The sequence below is a fragment of the Pseudomonas sp. Cab53 genome, assembly GCF_018325965.1.
GTDB lineage: Bacteria > Pseudomonadota > Gammaproteobacteria > Pseudomonadales > Pseudomonadaceae > Aquipseudomonas > Aquipseudomonas chlororaphis_E.
This window is the reverse complement of sequence record NZ_AP021902.1, coordinates 743,383-758,051: the sequence shown is the minus strand read 5'-3', so window position 1 is coordinate 758,051 and position 14,669 is coordinate 743,383. Positions and strand designations below refer to the sequence as shown.

14 protein-coding genes and 1 pseudogene are annotated in these 14,669 nt (G+C 65.0%); 8 read left to right on the top strand and 7 right to left on the bottom strand.

Annotated features, from left to right (window positions below; translation table 11 throughout):
• The first annotated feature begins 137 nt into the window (after positions 1-137).
• The 3 genes from KI241_RS03210 (at position 138) to cueR (ending at position 3,219) form a co-directional block, all read left to right on the top strand.
• A complete protein-coding gene (locus tag KI241_RS03210) occupies positions 138-515 on the top strand; it encodes a hypothetical protein (protein ID WP_042730140.1) in 378 nt (125 codons plus the stop codon).
• 104 nt (positions 516-619) lie between these two features.
• Positions 620-2,815, top strand: a complete 2,196-nt coding sequence (locus KI241_RS03205; RefSeq protein WP_212803358.1) for a heavy metal translocating P-type ATPase — start codon at positions 620-622, stop codon at positions 2,813-2,815.
• A complete protein-coding gene (gene cueR / locus KI241_RS03200) occupies positions 2,812-3,219 on the top strand; it encodes a Cu(I)-responsive transcriptional regulator (RefSeq protein WP_042730142.1) in 408 nt (135 codons plus the stop codon). The genes KI241_RS03205 and cueR overlap by 4 nt, the downstream gene beginning before the upstream one ends.
• A gap of 297 nt (positions 3,220-3,516) precedes the next feature.
• On the opposite strand, the pseudogene KI241_RS03195 reads toward cueR, so the two are convergent.
• Positions 3,517-4,409: pseudogene (locus KI241_RS03195) on the bottom strand (PA4780 family RIO1-like protein kinase).
• A 188-nt stretch (positions 4,410-4,597) separates the two neighbouring features.
• Positions 4,598-5,428, bottom strand: coding sequence for a helix-turn-helix transcriptional regulator (locus tag KI241_RS03190; protein WP_212803357.1), 831 nt, complete (start codon positions 5,426-5,428; stop codon positions 4,598-4,600).
• A gap of 79 nt (positions 5,429-5,507) precedes the next feature.
• On the opposite strand from KI241_RS03190, the gene KI241_RS03185 reads away from it, so the two are divergent.
• Positions 5,508-6,536: a bile acid:sodium symporter family protein gene (locus KI241_RS03185; protein ID WP_212803356.1), complete on the top strand. Its 1,029-nt coding sequence runs from the start codon at positions 5,508-5,510 to the stop codon at positions 6,534-6,536.
• Here the strand turns inward: KI241_RS03185 and KI241_RS03180 are convergent.
• Positions 6,523-7,800, bottom strand: a complete 1,278-nt coding sequence (locus KI241_RS03180) for an acetyl-CoA C-acetyltransferase (RefSeq protein WP_212803355.1) — start codon at positions 7,798-7,800, stop codon at positions 6,523-6,525. The genes KI241_RS03185 and KI241_RS03180 overlap by 14 nt on opposite strands.
• 145 nt (positions 7,801-7,945) lie before the next feature.
• Here KI241_RS03180 and KI241_RS03175 point away from each other — a divergent pair, with 145 nt between their 5' ends.
• Entirely contained in the window at positions 7,946-9,298 is a 1,353-nt protein-coding gene (locus KI241_RS03175; RefSeq protein WP_212803354.1) for a 3-oxoacyl-ACP reductase, read from the top strand.
• A gap of 1 nt (position 9,299) precedes the next feature.
• On the top strand, positions 9,300-10,154 hold the full coding sequence (locus KI241_RS03170) for a MaoC/PaaZ C-terminal domain-containing protein (RefSeq protein ID WP_123579477.1): 855 nt from the start codon (positions 9,300-9,302) through the stop codon (positions 10,152-10,154).
• A 181-nt stretch (positions 10,155-10,335) separates the two neighbouring features.
• Here KI241_RS03170 and KI241_RS03165 read toward each other — a convergent pair whose 3' ends face one another.
• From KI241_RS03165 to KI241_RS03150, 4 genes are read right to left on the bottom strand one after another with little or no spacing between them, the layout of a single operon-like run.
• Complete coding sequence (locus tag KI241_RS03165; protein ID WP_053147914.1) at positions 10,336-10,893, bottom strand: DUF4136 domain-containing protein; 558 nt, start codon at positions 10,891-10,893, stop codon at positions 10,336-10,338.
• Positions 10,894-10,913: 20 nt separating this feature from the next.
• Positions 10,914-11,534: a DUF4136 domain-containing protein gene (locus KI241_RS03160; protein WP_047736008.1), complete on the bottom strand. Its 621-nt coding sequence runs from the start codon at positions 11,532-11,534 to the stop codon at positions 10,914-10,916.
• Between the two features lie 22 nt (positions 11,535-11,556).
• Positions 11,557-12,306, bottom strand: coding sequence for a methyltransferase domain-containing protein (locus KI241_RS03155; RefSeq protein ID WP_123579476.1), 750 nt, complete (start codon positions 12,304-12,306; stop codon positions 11,557-11,559).
• Positions 12,303-12,608, bottom strand: coding sequence for a MazG-like family protein (locus tag KI241_RS03150; protein WP_053147918.1), 306 nt, complete (start codon positions 12,606-12,608; stop codon positions 12,303-12,305). Before KI241_RS03150 ends, KI241_RS03155 begins: the two co-directional genes overlap by 4 nt.
• A 158-nt stretch (positions 12,609-12,766) precedes the next feature.
• Here KI241_RS03150 and KI241_RS03145 point away from each other — a divergent pair, with 158 nt between their 5' ends.
• A complete protein-coding gene (locus tag KI241_RS03145; RefSeq protein WP_042732630.1) occupies positions 12,767-13,060 on the top strand; it encodes a hypothetical protein in 294 nt (97 codons plus the stop codon).
• A 255-nt stretch (positions 13,061-13,315) separates the two neighbouring features.
• Positions 13,316-14,665 (top strand): MATE family efflux transporter, encoded by a 1,350-nt coding sequence (locus tag KI241_RS03140; protein WP_047736011.1) that lies wholly within the window; start codon positions 13,316-13,318, stop codon positions 14,663-14,665.
• The last annotated feature ends 4 nt before the right edge of the window (positions 14,666-14,669 follow it).

Here is a 14,669-nt window from a genome sequence, read left to right as displayed (position 1 = left end):
CTTGGATTGAGGTTGCCAGCAGTTTCAAGCTTGCCCTCATGGCAAGGTCAAGTTCCAGGGAAAACTGCCGGGCTGGCAATCGGCAACGGCCTCAGCCAAGCTGCACACATCAAGGATTCCACACCGGAGGTTCAGCCATGCGCTGGTCAGCGTTCAGCCTGTTTTGCATACTCGGTTTTTCAGCGGTGGTGCCCCTGGCATCGGCCGACGACTACGGCGTGCTGATCATTTCCCGCGAGCGCCTGGAAGTGGCGACGTCCTGCGAAATCGGCATCTATATCCAGGATCAGCTCTCGGCTCGACTGTTCCAGGAACAAAGCACCTCGTTCAACCTGCCGGCCGGCCGATTCTCCCTGCGCCTGAAACTGCTGCCAGGCCAGGCACCGGGGTGCAACCCGGGCATGCTCGCGCCGGGCTCCCAGGAAATCGTGCTCAAGGCCGGCGACATCCTCAAGTACCGCATCGCCATGAACGAGCAAGGCATGTACCTCAAGCAGGCCGCGTTGGGTTACTGAGCCGTCATCGCGCCCACCTGAGCAGGGCTGCATTTCGGTGGCGCTTGACCTTGCCAGCATGGCAAGGTTGATCCTGTAGTCATTCACTACAGGGAGCCAGACCGATGTCCGAATCCAGCACCTTCGACCTGCCGATCAGCGGCATGACCTGCGCCAGTTGCGCCGGGCGGGTCGAGCGGGCCTTGAGCAAGGTGGCGGGCGTGAACAGCGTCAGCGTCAACCTCGCCAACGAACGCGCCCATCTCGAATTGAACGGTCAGGTTGACCCGCAGATCCTCGTCGATGCGGTCAGGCGTGCCGGCTATGAGGCCGAGGTCAGGCCCGTCGAGCCATCCGCCCAAGTGCAACGCCAACGCCTGGACCATGAACGCCTGGCATTGGTGCTGGCGATCCTGCTGGCCTTGCCGCTGGTGTTGCCGATGTTGCTGCAGCCGCTTGGCGTGCATTGGATGTTGCCGGCCTGGGTGCAGTTCGCCTTGGCGACCCCGGTCCAGTTCATCTTCGGGGCGCGTTTTTATGTCGCCGCCTTCAAGGCCGTGCGCGCCGGCGCCGGCAACATGGACCTGCTGGTCGCCCTGGGCACCAGCGCCGGCTACGGCTTGAGCCTTTACGAGTGGGCCAGCGCCCGCCCCGGCAGCCTGCCCCACCTGTACTTCGAAGCCTCGGCGGTGGTGATAGCCCTGGTACTGCTGGGCAAGTACCTGGAAAGCCGCGCCAAGCGACAGACCGCCAGCGCCATCCGCGCACTCGAAGCCTTGCGACCGGAGCGGGCGATCCAGGTGGTCGACGGCCAGGAGCGCGACGTCGCCATCAGCGCCTTGCGCTTGAATGACCTGGTGCTGGTCAAGCCCGGCGAGCGCTTCCCGGTGGACGGTGAAGTGCTGCAAGGCCAGAGTCACGCCGACGAAGCCCTGATCAGCGGTGAGAGCCTGCCGGTGCCCAAACAGCCCGGCGACAAGGTCACCGGTGGCGCCATCAATGGCGAGGGCCGACTGTTGGTGCGCACCCAGGCACTGGGTGCCGAAACCGTCCTGGCGCGCATCATTCGCCTGGTGGAGGACGCCCAGGCCGCCAAGGCACCGATCCAGAAACTGGTGGACAAGGTCAGCCAGGTCTTCGTGCCGGTGGTGCTGGTGCTGGCCTTGGCCACGCTGGTCGGCTGGTGGTGGTACGGTGCGCCGCTGGAAGTCGCCGTGATCAATGCCGTGGCAGTGCTGGTGATCGCCTGTCCCTGTGCCCTGGGCCTGGCGACGCCGACCGCGATCATGGCCGGCACCGGCGTGGCTGCGCGCCACGGGATCCTGATCAAGGATGCCGAAGCGTTGGAGCGTGCCCACGAAGTCGACACCGTGGTGTTCGACAAGACCGGCACCCTGACCTCGGGCACCCCACGCATCGTGCACTTCAGTGCCCTGGAGGGTAACGAAGACACACTGCTGCAGTGGGCCGGCGCGTTGCAACGCGGCAGCGAGCATCCCCTGGCCAAGGCGGTGCTGGACGCCTGCGGCGAACGCGACTTGAGCGTGCCGGACATCAACGACAGCCAGTCCCTGACCGGCCGCGGCATTGCCGGCAGCCTCGACGGACGTCGCCTGGCATTGGGCAACCGGCGCCTGCTGGAAGAACTGGGCCTGGACCCCGGCACGCTGGCCGAGTCGGCGCAAGCGTGGGAAAGCGAAGGCCGCACGTTGTCCTGGCTGATCGAGCAAGCCCCGACGCCACGGGTATTGGGCCTGTTCGCTTTCGGCGACTCGCTCAAGCCCGGCGCCCTGGCTGCCGTCCAGGCCCTGGTTAAGCGCCACATCGCCAGTCACCTGCTCACCGGTGACAACCAGGGCAGCGCCCGGGTGGTGGCTCAAGCGCTGGGCATCGCCAACGTGCATGCCGAGGTGCTGCCGGCGGACAAATCCGCCATCGTCCAACAATTGAAAGACCGTTCGGTGGTGGCAATGGTCGGCGACGGCATCAACGACGCCCCTGCGCTGGCCGCCGCGGACATAGGCATTGCCATGGGTGGCGGCACCGATGTGGCCATGCACGCGGCTGGCATCACCCTGATGCGCGGCGACCCGCGACTGGTGCCGGCAGCGCTGGACATCAGCCGCAAGACCTACGCCAAGATCCGCCAGAACCTGTTCTGGGCGTTCGTCTACAACCTGATCGGCATTCCCCTGGCGGCATTCGGCCTGCTCAACCCGGTGCTGGCCGGCGCGGCGATGGCACTGTCGAGCGTCAGCGTGGTGAGCAATGCGTTACTGTTGAAATTCTGGAGACCCGAGCCGTTGGAGGACAAGCGATGAACATCGGCCAAGCAGCCCGGCAGAGCGGCCTGAGCGCGAAGATGATCCGGTACTACGAATCCATCGGCCTGCTCAAGGCGGCCCATCGTACCGACAGTGGCTACCGGATCTACGGCGCCGAAGACCTGCATACGCTGGCGTTCATCAAGCGCTCGCGGGACCTGGGGTTTTCACTGGAAGAGGTCGGCAAACTGCTGACCCTCTGGCAGGACCGCCAACGGGCCAGCGCTGATGTGAAGGCCCTGGCCCGGCAGCACATCGACGAACTGAACCAGAAAATTCGCGAACTGGCCGAACTGCGCGACACCCTCCAGGACCTGGTGGACCACTGCCACGGCGACCACCGCCCGGACTGCCCGATCCTCAAGGAACTGGCGTCGGGGTGCTGCGCCCGACCCGCCTGAGTGCCCGCCCCCGGGGAATGGAAAAATTGCCCTCGGCACACCGTTCCTTGTGGGAGCGGGCTCGCCCGCGAAGGCGTCATTCCAGCCAGCTCACCTGTCGCCTGGCACAGCGCTTTCGCGGGCAAGCCCGCTCCCACAGTGGGTCTTCGGGGGACGGAAGAATTGCGCTCGGCACACCGTTCCTTGTGGGAGCGGGCTTGCCCGCGAAGGCGCCATTCCAGCCAGCTCACCTATCGCCTGGCACAGCGCTTTCGCAGGGCAAGCCCGCTCCCACAGGGTTCACTCACCGGGCCGGGCTTATTGCATCCAGGGCGGAGGCGGTTCTTCGGTTTTGCCGGGGGGGCATCGTCGGCGGTGCGGGCGGCCTGGCGGCGTTGCTCATCCAGGCGGGCGGCCTCGATCTCGCGCATGACCCCGCCCACATCCGCCAGTTCTTCAGGCTCGTCGAACTCGCCGGTCAACACGCTGGCCGGGTGCAAGGTGCCGGACTCATACAACGCCCACATCTCCTTCGCGTATCGGGTGCGCTTGAGTTCCGGGGCGAACCGGCCGAAGTAGGACGCCATGTTGCCCACGTCTCGCTCCAGCATGCTGAAAGCATGGTTGTTGCCCGCGGCATCCACGGCCTGCGGCAGGTCGATGATCACAGGCCCGGTCGGCGTGAGCAGCACGTTGAACTCGGACAGGTCACCGTGCACCAGCCCGGTACACAACATCAGCACGATCTGGGAAATCAGGAACGCGTGATACTCACGGGCCTGATCCGGCTCCAGCACCACATCGTTCAAACGTGGCGCCGCATCGCCGTACTCATCGGCCACCAGCTCCATCAGCAGCACGCCTTCGAGAAAGTCATACGGCTTGGGGACTCGCACACCGGCATTCGCCAGCCGGAACAGCGCCGCCACCTCGGCGTTCTGCCAGGCGTCCTCGGTCTCCTTGCGCCCGAACTTCGAGCCCTTGGCCATGGCCCTGGCCTGCCGGCTGTTACGCACCTTGCGGCCTTCCTGGTATTCGGCCGCCTGACGAAAACTTCGCTTGTTCGCCTCCTTGTAGACTTTGGCGCAACGTAACTCGTTGCCGCAGCGCACCACATAAACAGCTGCTTCTTTACCACTCATGAGTGGGCGCAGCACTTCGTCGACCAGACCGTCCTCGATCAGGGGTTCAATGCGTTTTGGAGTCTTCATCAGCTTTTATTGTGGGTCCTTTATTACCGAACACGCGAATGACAGTCGTTATACGGCAATCCTCGCTCCACGGGGAGGGGTTGCCGACTATGAACCTGCGATGCACACACTGTGCCGGATCGCATCGAACGTGCCGAATCATAGCCGACGCCGAGCGCGGCGCCGGTAACGGGAGGCGAAGGTATTTGCTACAAGCGCTGACAACCGCATCCATGGCCAGCGCCGGCGTCAATGCTTGAACAACTCCCCGGGGTGAAACCAAACATTCCCTTGAAGGCGGCAATGAAGGCGGAGGTCGAATCATAGCCACAGGACAATGCCGCGCTGGTGACACTGTCGCCTTTCTCCAGCGCCCCCAGGGACGACAGCAAGCGCATGCGCTGGCGCCAGGCACGGAAACTCAGGCCGGTTTCCCGCTGGAACAAACGCATCAGGGTTTTTTCCGACGTCCCCAGGCGTTCCGCCCAGGCTTGCAGCGTGACGCCTTGCTCGGGCTGCTCGATCAGTTCGTTGCACAGCGCCAACAGGCGGGCATGACGGGGCAACGGCAGGGAAAACCCCACTTCCGGCAGCGTCGCCAACTGGTCGAGCAACACCTGCACCAGGCGTTCTTCCTGGCTATCGCCCTGGGGGTAATCGGCCGGGAACTGGCAGAACACCTTGATCAACTCCCGCGCCAGCGGCGTGACCTCCAAGACCCGACACCGCCCGTCCGCCCAGGGGCAGGCCTGGCGGTGGACATACAGGCTGCGCATTTCCGCCCGGGTGGACGTCACCACCTGATGCTCCAGATCAGCCGGGATCCAGATGCCCCGCTGGGGTGGCGCGAAGAAACTGCCCGCGGCCGTGTGCACGCCAAGAACACCACTGATGGCGTAGGAAAACTGCACCCAGTCATGCCGATGGGCCTGGGTCCAGGACCCCGCGCTCAAGCTTTCGACACGGGCATAGAGTGGCCGCGGCAGTTGAGTCAGGTCGGGGATGCGGCGCTCGAGTTGCTGGTGTCCGTTAGTCGGCATTGATTGGCCTTATGTCGCAAGACGACTGTTTGCGACGACGTTAGGCTAAGTCGTCTTTTCTTACAACTTGCGGTGCCCTATGCATATTTTCCGACACCTCAAACGGATAGTGACCGACTGGTTCCTCTGCGGCATGGTCCTCGCCACGCTGCTGGCCTATTTCTTTCCTACGTTCGGTGCCACCGGCGGCGCCATGCATGCCGAATGGGTCGTCAACATCGGCATCTTCGTGGTGTTTTTCCTGCATGGGGTCAACCTGTCCGGCGAGCAGATCCGCCACGGCCTGAAAAACACCCGGCTGCATCTGATGGTGCAAGGTTTTACCTTTGGCGTGTTCCCGCTGATCTGGCTGATCAGTCACTGGCTGGTGGGCAGTCACGTCCCGGCGCTGCTGATGCTGGGCTTCCTGTACCTGTGCGCCCTGCCCTCGACCATTTCCTCGTCGGTGGCCCTGACCGGTAGCGCCGGCGGCAACGTGCCCGCGGCGATTCTCAACGCGAGCCTGTCCAGCGTACTGGGGGTGGTGCTGACGCCCTTGCTGGTCAGCCTGGTGGTTGGGCGCGGCGCCGGGGGCATCGACCTCGGCTCGACCCTGCTCGACCTGTGCCTGATGTTGCTGCTGCCGCTGGTGCTCGGGCAGGTCCTGCGGCGTTGGCTGGCGGGGTTCTTTGGCCGCTACAAACGCTACACCAACGTCATCGACAAACTGGTGATCCTGCTGCTGGTGTACGCGGCGTTCTGCAACTCGATGGTCTCCGGAATCTGGCAGCAGCAAGGCAACGGCCTGCTGCTCAGCGCGGCATTGGGCAGTGCCATCCTGCTGGCGATCATCCTGTGGATGACCACCCGCACCGCCCGCGCCTTGCGGTTCAGCAATGCCGATGAAATTGCCGCAGTGTTCTGCGCCAGCAAGAAATCCCTCGCCGCCGGGGTGCCGATGGCCGCGTTGATCTTTGGCAACAACCCCGGCCTGGGCCTGATCCTGCTGCCGATCATGATCTACCACCCGCTGCAGTTGATCGTCTGCTCGATCCTCGCCGAGCGCTATGCCAGCCGCCGACGGGCGCAGGCCGTCCAGGCGAACGAGGCGGCCCTCAGCGCTCGATGATCGCCGTCACCCCCTGGCCGGCCGCCGCGCAGATGGAGATCAGCCCGCGGCCGCGCCCGGCGGCATCCAGCAACTTGGCGAGGTTGGCGACGATGCGTCCACCCGTGGCGGCGAACGGATGCCCGGCGGCCAATGAGCTGCCCTTCACGTTCAAGCGGCTGCGGTCGATGGCGCCCAGCGGGGCGTCGAGGCCCAGGCGGCTCTTGCAGTAGTCCGGGTCTTCCCAGGCCTTCAAGGTGCACAACACCTGGGCGGCGAATGCTTCATGGATCTCGTAGTAATCGAAATCCTGCAGGGTCAGGCCGTTGCGCGCCAGCAACCGCGGCACCGCGTAGACCGGCGCCATCAACAACCCTTCGGCACCATGGACGAAATCCACCGCAGCCGTTTCGCCATCGCGCAGGTACGCCAGGATCGGCAGGCCCTGCGCCTTGGCCCATTCTTCGCTTCCCAACAGCACCAGCGAGGCGCCATCGGTCAACGGCGTGGAATTGCCTGCTGTCAGGGTGCCCTTGGCGCTCTTCTCGAAAGCCGGTTTGAGCGAGGCGAGTTTTTCCGGGGTCAGGTCGGGGCGCAGGTTGTTGTCCCGGGTCAGGCCGAGAAACGGCGTCATCAAGTCGTTTTGCCAACCTTCGGCGTAGGACGCGGCCATTTTCTGATGGCTTTCCAGGGCCAACTGATCCTGCGCCTCCCGAGGGATCTGCCAGGTCTGGGCCATCAACTCGCAGTGCTCGCCCATGCTCAGGCCGGTGCGCGGTTCGTTGATGCGCGGCAGGTCGGGCAGCAGGTGCTGGGGCCGCACTTGCAGGAAGGCCTTGATCTTATCGGCGGTGGTCTTGGCACGATTGGCTTGCAGCAGGATCCTGCGCAGCCCCTCATTGACCGCAATCGGAGCGTCGGAGGTGGTGTCCACGCCGCCGGCAATGGCGCTGTCGATCTGTCCGAGGGCAATCTTGTTGGCCACCAGCAACACCGTTTCCAGGCCGGTGCCGCAGGCCTGCTGTACATCGTAGGCCGGCGTGGTGGGCGACAGCCGCGAGCCCAGCACGCATTCGCGGGTCAGGTTCATGTCCCGGGAATGCTTGAGCACCGCGCCGGCGGCGACTTCGCCAATGTGCAGGCCATGCAGGTTGTAGCGCTCGATCAGTCCCTCGAGCGCGGCGGTCAGCATCGCCTGGTTGCTGGCGGTGGCATAGGGCCCATTGGAGCGGGCGAACGGAATGCGGTTACCACCGATAATCGCGACGCGGCGTAGCTGTGTCATGAAGAACTCCCCGTGTAGGTTCGAATGCGCAAATGGCCTGAAAAAACGCCGCTCCCTGCGCAAGCTTAGGCTTTATCTCGGCGATCGAACGACTGATTGCCAATCATGGTCCACACTTGGAACCTCATCAGCCGGAGTGTGTTCCATGTCTGACCGCTATATCGACTTCGCCAATTCACCTGTTGGCCTGCGTCTGGTCGGGGCCCTCGGCCTGCCCTCGCCGGTGCGCCTGGAGCGCTGGCAGGCTGGGCGGCTGCGACCGATCGAGGGCGCGTTGCTGCTGGGCGGCGGGCCGTTGACCGAGCAGGTCGGCACGTTCGCCAAACGCCTGACCGACGCCATTTTCGTCTACGGTGGCGAACCGAGCCTGGCCACCGAGTGGATCCCCGGCCACGGCCCGAAAATCAAGGCGGTGGTGTATGACGCCAGCCACCTGGTGCAGGCCGACCAGCTCAAGCAACTGCGCGAATTTTTCCAGCCCTTGATGAAAAATCTCGACCGCAGCGCCCACGTAGTCATCCTCGGTCGCGCCCCGGAACGGCTCAGCGACCCGTTCGCCGCCAGTGCCCAGCGTGCGCTGGAGGGTTTCAGCCGGTCCCTGGCCAAGGAGTTGCGCCACGGCGGGACACTGCAACTGCTGTACGTTGGCGACGGGGCCGAGGCACAGCTAGAAGGTGCGTTGCGCTTCTTCCTGTCGCCCAAGAGTGCCTTCGTGTCCGGGCAGGTCGTTCGCCTCAATGCTTGCGACACCCAGGTCCAGGATTGGACAAGGCCGCTCACCGGGCTCAAGGCACTGGTCACCGGGGCTGCCCGCGGGATCGGCGCCGCCATCGCCGAAACCCTGGCCCGCGATGGCGCCGACGTGATCCTGCTGGACGTGCCGCAGGCCAAGGCCGATCTCGACGCCCTGGCCGCACGTCTGAGCGGGCGCAGCCTGACCCTGGATATCTGCGCCGAAGACGCGCCTTCGCAATTGATCGAACACTTGCCCGACGGCGTCGACATCGTGGTGCACAACGCCGGCATTACCCGCGACAAGACCCTCGCCAACATGACCCCGGAATTCTGGGACGCGGTCCTGGCCGTCAACCTCAACGCTCCGCAGGTGCTGACCAAGGCCCTGCTCGACAGCGGCACCCTGCGGGACAATGGCCGGGTCATCCTGCTGGCGTCCATCAGCGGCATCGCCGGCAATCGCGGGCAGACCAACTATGCCGCGAGCAAGGCCGGCCTGATCGGCCTGGCGCAGGCCTGGGCGCCTACGCTGCAGGCGCGGGGCATCAGTATCAACGCCGTGGCACCGGGCTTCATTGAAACGCGCATGACCGCCGAGATCCCTTTCACCCTGCGCGAAGCCGGGCGGCGCATGAGCTCCCTGGGCCAGGGCGGCCTGCCCCAGGATGTCGCCGAAACCGTGGCGTGGCTGGCGCAACCCGGCACGGGCGCTGTCACCGGGCAGGCCGTGCGGGTGTGCGGGCAAAGCCTGCTGGGAGCATGACATGACGATCCAATGGCACGAGGTCAGCGGCGCACCGTCGATGACCGCGCTCTACGTGAAAGCGGCGACGCGGCGCAAGATCAGCGGCAAGACCTTGCCGGAACAAGGGCTGCGCCAGGTGCTCCAGGTCGACCCGCAGCGACTGGCAGCCTATCGCAAGGTCTGCGGCTTCGCCGAGAACGGGTTGCTGCCGCCGACCTATCCCCACGTCCTGGCGTTCGCCTTGCAAATGCAGTTGCTTACCGACCGGGACTTTCCGTTTCCGTTGTTGGGCTTGATCCATTTGAACAACCGCATCCGTGTGCTGCGGCCCATGGGCGGCGTCAACCAGGTGCGGGCCAGCGTCAATGTCGAGAACCTGCAACCTCACCCCAAAGGCGCGGTGTTCGACCTGGTCACCCGCCTGGAGGATCAACTGGGGCTATTGTGGCAAGCCCACAGCCAGATGCTGTGCAGGGGTGTCGAACTGGATGGGACACCGCTGGCCGACACGCCCGCCAACAGCCTGGCATTGATGGAGGTGGCGCACTGGCGCGCGCCGGCCGACATTGGCCGGCAGTACGCCAAGGTGTCGGGCGACTACAACCCGATTCACCTGAGCGCCGCCAGCGCCAAACTGTTCGGCTTCCCGACTGCCATCGCCCATGGCCTGTGGAACAAAGCCAGGACCCTGGCCGCCCTGGATCAACACCTGCCCGAGGCCAACCTCGAGATCGAGGTGGCCTTCAAAAAACCCGTACGCCTGCCCAGTGAAGTGACACTGCTGGCGAGTGCGGCAGGGTCCAGCGGGGACTTGCGGTTGATGGGGACAGGGGATCTGGAACACATGGTGGGAGGCTGGCGGCCGGCGGGCTGAAAGGTGACCGCGAGGCCGCCTTCGCGAGCAAGCTCGCTCCCACATGGGACGGAGGCTGTCCGGGATTCTGCGGCTGGCACCCATCCCCCTGTGGGAGCGAGCTTGCTCGCGAAGACGTCGGCCCATCCAACGTCAACGCCTCAGGCAGGCCCGCTCCCAGAAATGGACTGCGCCAAACTGGCTATCGCGGCGGATAGGTCGACAGGATCCGCCCCACCGTCTCCCGTACCGCGGTGTTACGGTCCGTCGGGTTCGGCGAGTCGCTCAGGATCTGCTCGTCACTGCCCCGCCACACCAGCTTGCCGTCCTTGCCATCGAGCAGGTCGATCTGCACGGTGCCGACCTTGTAGCTGATGTTGCGGGTTTCGTTGTACATCGGCCCGCCCCAATAGCCGTTCCAGGGGCCGCCCCAACCACCGCCATAGTTCGTGGTCACCTGCTGCTGGCGATCCTCGACGATCAGGTAAGCCTGGACCAACACATCCGCCCGACCACCTGCCGCCACCGGGCGCAGGCCGCGCTGGTCGAGTTGATCGGCAACGGCCTGACGGATGCGTTGTTCGGTCAGGTCGCTCTTGATGCGCGGGTCATCGGGGCGGTATTGCAGCGCCGGCTCTTTCCAACTCCAACTGCGGTACGCCGCGAAATCGCGGCTGGTGTCGAAGTCGTGATTGACCTGGTTGGAGGCACAGGCGCCCAGCAGCAGGGCAAAAGACAGTAAGGCAAGACGGCGCAACATGGTTTTTCTCCGTTGCAGGATCAACTGGGCGGATACGCCGACATGGCTTTTTCCACCGCTTCGCGGATAGCGTCCGTGCGTGCACCCTGGCTGCCGCGCTGGCTGGTTTCGGCGCTGGCGCTCCAGACCGGCTGGCCATTGCGCGCGTCGAACAGCTCGACACGCACGACCACCACCTGCTCCTGGTACGTGCGCACCACCGGCACCGTGTGATACATGCCGTACCCAGGGCCATAGCCGGGGCCGTAGCGGTTGTAGCCGCCGTAGTAGCCGGTGTCGTAGTCATCGCGTACCTGGCGCAGGCGGGTTTCCAGGCGCAGGTCGGCGCTGACGAAGAGGTCGGCCGGCCGATTGTCATGCAGCGGGCGCAGGCCGCGCTGGTCCAGCGCGTTACTCACTGCCTCGGCCACCTGGGCCGAGTCCGCCCACGCAGTGCCCGGCGGCAGTTGCCCGTTGCGCCAGGCCCAGCTGCGGTAGCGCCCGTAGTCCCGAGGCGGCGCGGGGTACGCACTGCGGTCGAACACCTGGGCGGCTTCCGGTGGTGCCGGCGGCAGCGGGTTGGAAGTGGCGACATACGGGTTGCTGCCCTGGCAGGCCGCCAGCCCCAGGCACAGCACCAATACCCCTGAACGACCTTTCATGTTGCTCTCCAGTGCCGCTGGATCAGCGCGGACGGCAGATCCAGTGCAGATAACGTCCCAATCCGGCAAACGCGGGATGGCGACGGTGGGCCAGCTCCATTTCCAACAACTGCGCCAGCTCCACGCGCCCTTGGAATTCCACGGGCATGTAGTCATGGAAAACCCGCACGCCACTCTGGTTTTCGACCTGCCACAGGCCTTCAAGTTGCGCCGCCAACGCGCGCGGATCAAGGGGTTGTTGCGGTGTCAGGCTCTGTTTTTCGCCGGCCATGTCATTTTTGCGCAACTTGCGGAAATGCCCCTTGAGCAGGTTGCGATAGACCAGCGCATCGCGGTTGTAGAACGCCAGGGACAACCAGCCGTCCGGCGCCGTGAGCTGATGCAGCACCGGCAGGATGGCATGGGGCTCGGCCAGCCATTCGAGCACCGCATGGCACAGCACCAGGTCGTAGGGCTCGGTGAGCTGGCCAAGCAGATCCTGCCACGGCGCCTGGATGAACGTTGCCTGCTGCCCCGCCACGGCGAAGCGTTGGCGGGCACCTTCGAGCATGGGCTCGGCCGGCTCGGCGAGGGTCACCTGGTGACCGCGCTCGGCCAGCCACAGCGACATATGGCCCAGACCCGCGCCGATATCCAGCACCCGCAGCGGGCGATCCGACAAGGTTTCCAACAGATCGGCCTGAAGCACCGCCAGGCGGATCGCGCCCTTGGCCCCGCCGTAGATTTTCTCGGCAAACCGCGTGGCCAACTGGTCGAAATGACGGTCGCTCATTGGCCGAACCGCCGCTCGCTGTCGGCCAGCTTGCTGCGCACCACGGCGTCCATGTCCAGGCCCAATTCGCTGCACAACAGCAACAGGTACAACACGATGTCACCGACTTCCTGCCCGGCATGGGCCAGGGTGTCTGCCGGCAACTGGCGGGACTGATCCTCGGTCAGCCACTGGAAAATCTCCACCAGCTCGGCCATTTCCACGCTGGCGGCCATGGCGAGGTTCTTCGGGCTGTGGAAGCGCCGCCAATCGTTACGGTCACGAATGGCGTGCAGGCGTTCGGTCAGTTCAACAAGGTTCATCGGGCTCTCCTGAATGCGCATAGCTTCGGGGGGATGACCGGGGAAGGCAAGCCTCTCGGTGCGCGTGGCAATTTGCCCCATAATCGAACCATCGCGACGCCAACAGCTCCTACAATCAGACACAGTTCAACCCGGATCCCCCTCATCAGGATGCACACATGCAGGTAGAAAGCTTTTTCGAATGGCTCGGCCAAGCGCTCGGTTCGGTGATCCGCTTCATCGTCGACCTGCTCAGCGGCCTGTTCAACACCCTGGCCCACGCAGGCGGCAACTTCGTCGACGGCCTGGCGCGCACCTTGGGCATGGACACCTCGATCATCAGCATCATCGCGCTGATCATCGGGTTGATGATGCTGTATTCGGCGATCCGCGCCTTTATGCGGGCCTCGATCATCATGGGGATTATCTGGTTGGTATTGGGGTTGTGGTTGTTGAGTTGGATCATTCACTGAGGTCGCACGAGCCTATGCAGGAGCACAGTTGTGGCGAGGGGATTTATCCCCGCTGGGCTGCGCAGCAGCCCCAAACCCAGGCCATGCGGTACATCAGGTGAACCGCGTTAGTCGGATTTACGACTGCTTCGCAGCCGAACGGGGATAAATCCCCTCGCCACAAAAAACGGGCCTGCGAAGTGCGGCGTGCTTCGCAGGGACTGGAAACGATCATCCAGAGAACTCGCTACAATTGCGCTCCATCAAGGAGCCCGCATGTCCCACCTGATCACCGACTGGCGCGACCGCCTTACCCATCGCCGGGTCTGGGCGCTGGCGGCGCCGATGATTCTCTCGAACATTTCCGTGCCGCTGGTGGCGCTGGTGGACAGTACGGTCATCGGCCATTTGCCCCATGCCCATCAGCTGGGCGCGGTGGCGGTCGGGGCGAGTCTGTATACCGTGCTGGCGTGGGCCATGGGTTTCCTGCGCATGGGCTCCACCGGGTTCGCCGCCCAGGCCGCCGGACGTGGCGATGGCGCGGCGCTGCGGCAGGTGCTGGTGCAAGGCCTGTTGCTGGCGATGGGGCTGGCGGTGGTGCTCGGCGCCGTCGGCGTACCGCTGAGTGGCGTGGCGTTGCACTTCATGCAGCCATCGGCCGAACTCGACCAATTGACCCGCGACTTTTTCCACACCCGGCTCTTCGGCCTACCGGCGGCGCTGGCCAGCTATGCATTGGTGGGCTGGTTCCTCGGTGCCCAGAATGCCCGAGCGCCGCTGGCGATCCTGCTGGTGACCAACCTGGTGAACATCGCCCTGAACCTGTGGTTCGTGATCGGCCTGGACTGGGGCGTGGCCGGTTCGGCCCGGGCCTCGGTGATTGCCGAGTGGACCGGTGCGCTGGTCGGCCTGGCCCTGGCACGCAAGACTCTGCGGGCCTGGCCCGGACAGGTGGCCTGGGCAGCCTTGGGGCGGTGGCAGAGCTGGCGCCCACTGCTGGCGGTGAACCGGGACATTTTCATTCGCAGCCTGGCGCTGCAAGCGGTGTTCTTCCTGATCACCGTGCAAGGCGCGCGGCTAGGGGACGCGACCGTGGCAGCCAATGCCCTGCTGCTCAACGGCCTGCTGCTGACCGCCCACGCCCTGGACGGCCTCGCCCACGCGGTGGAAGCTTTGTGCGGGCATGCCATCGGCGCCCGCGATCGCCTCGCCCTGCGCCGTTCGCTGGTGGTGGCCTGCGGCTGGTCGCTGATTGCAAGCCTTGGGTTCGCGCTGCTGTTCCTGCTCGCCGGCCACCTGTTCATCGCGATGCAAACCGACATTCCCGACGTGCGCGCCACCGCCGACCAGTATCTGCCTTACCTGGCGGCCCTGCCGCTGATTGCGGTCTGGAGCTACCTGCTCGACGGGCTGTTCATCGGCGCCACCCGCGCCCGGGAAATGCGCAACGGCATGCTGCTGACGCTGTTGCTGGTACTGCCTGTCGCCTGGGCGCTGCAAGGCTTGGGCAACCACGGGTTGTGGATCACCTTCCTGCTGTTCATGGCCTTGCGCAGCCTGACCCTCGGGGCCATCGCCTGGCATCTGCAACGGCGCGATCAATGGCTGGGCAGCCCCAGCCCATGACATC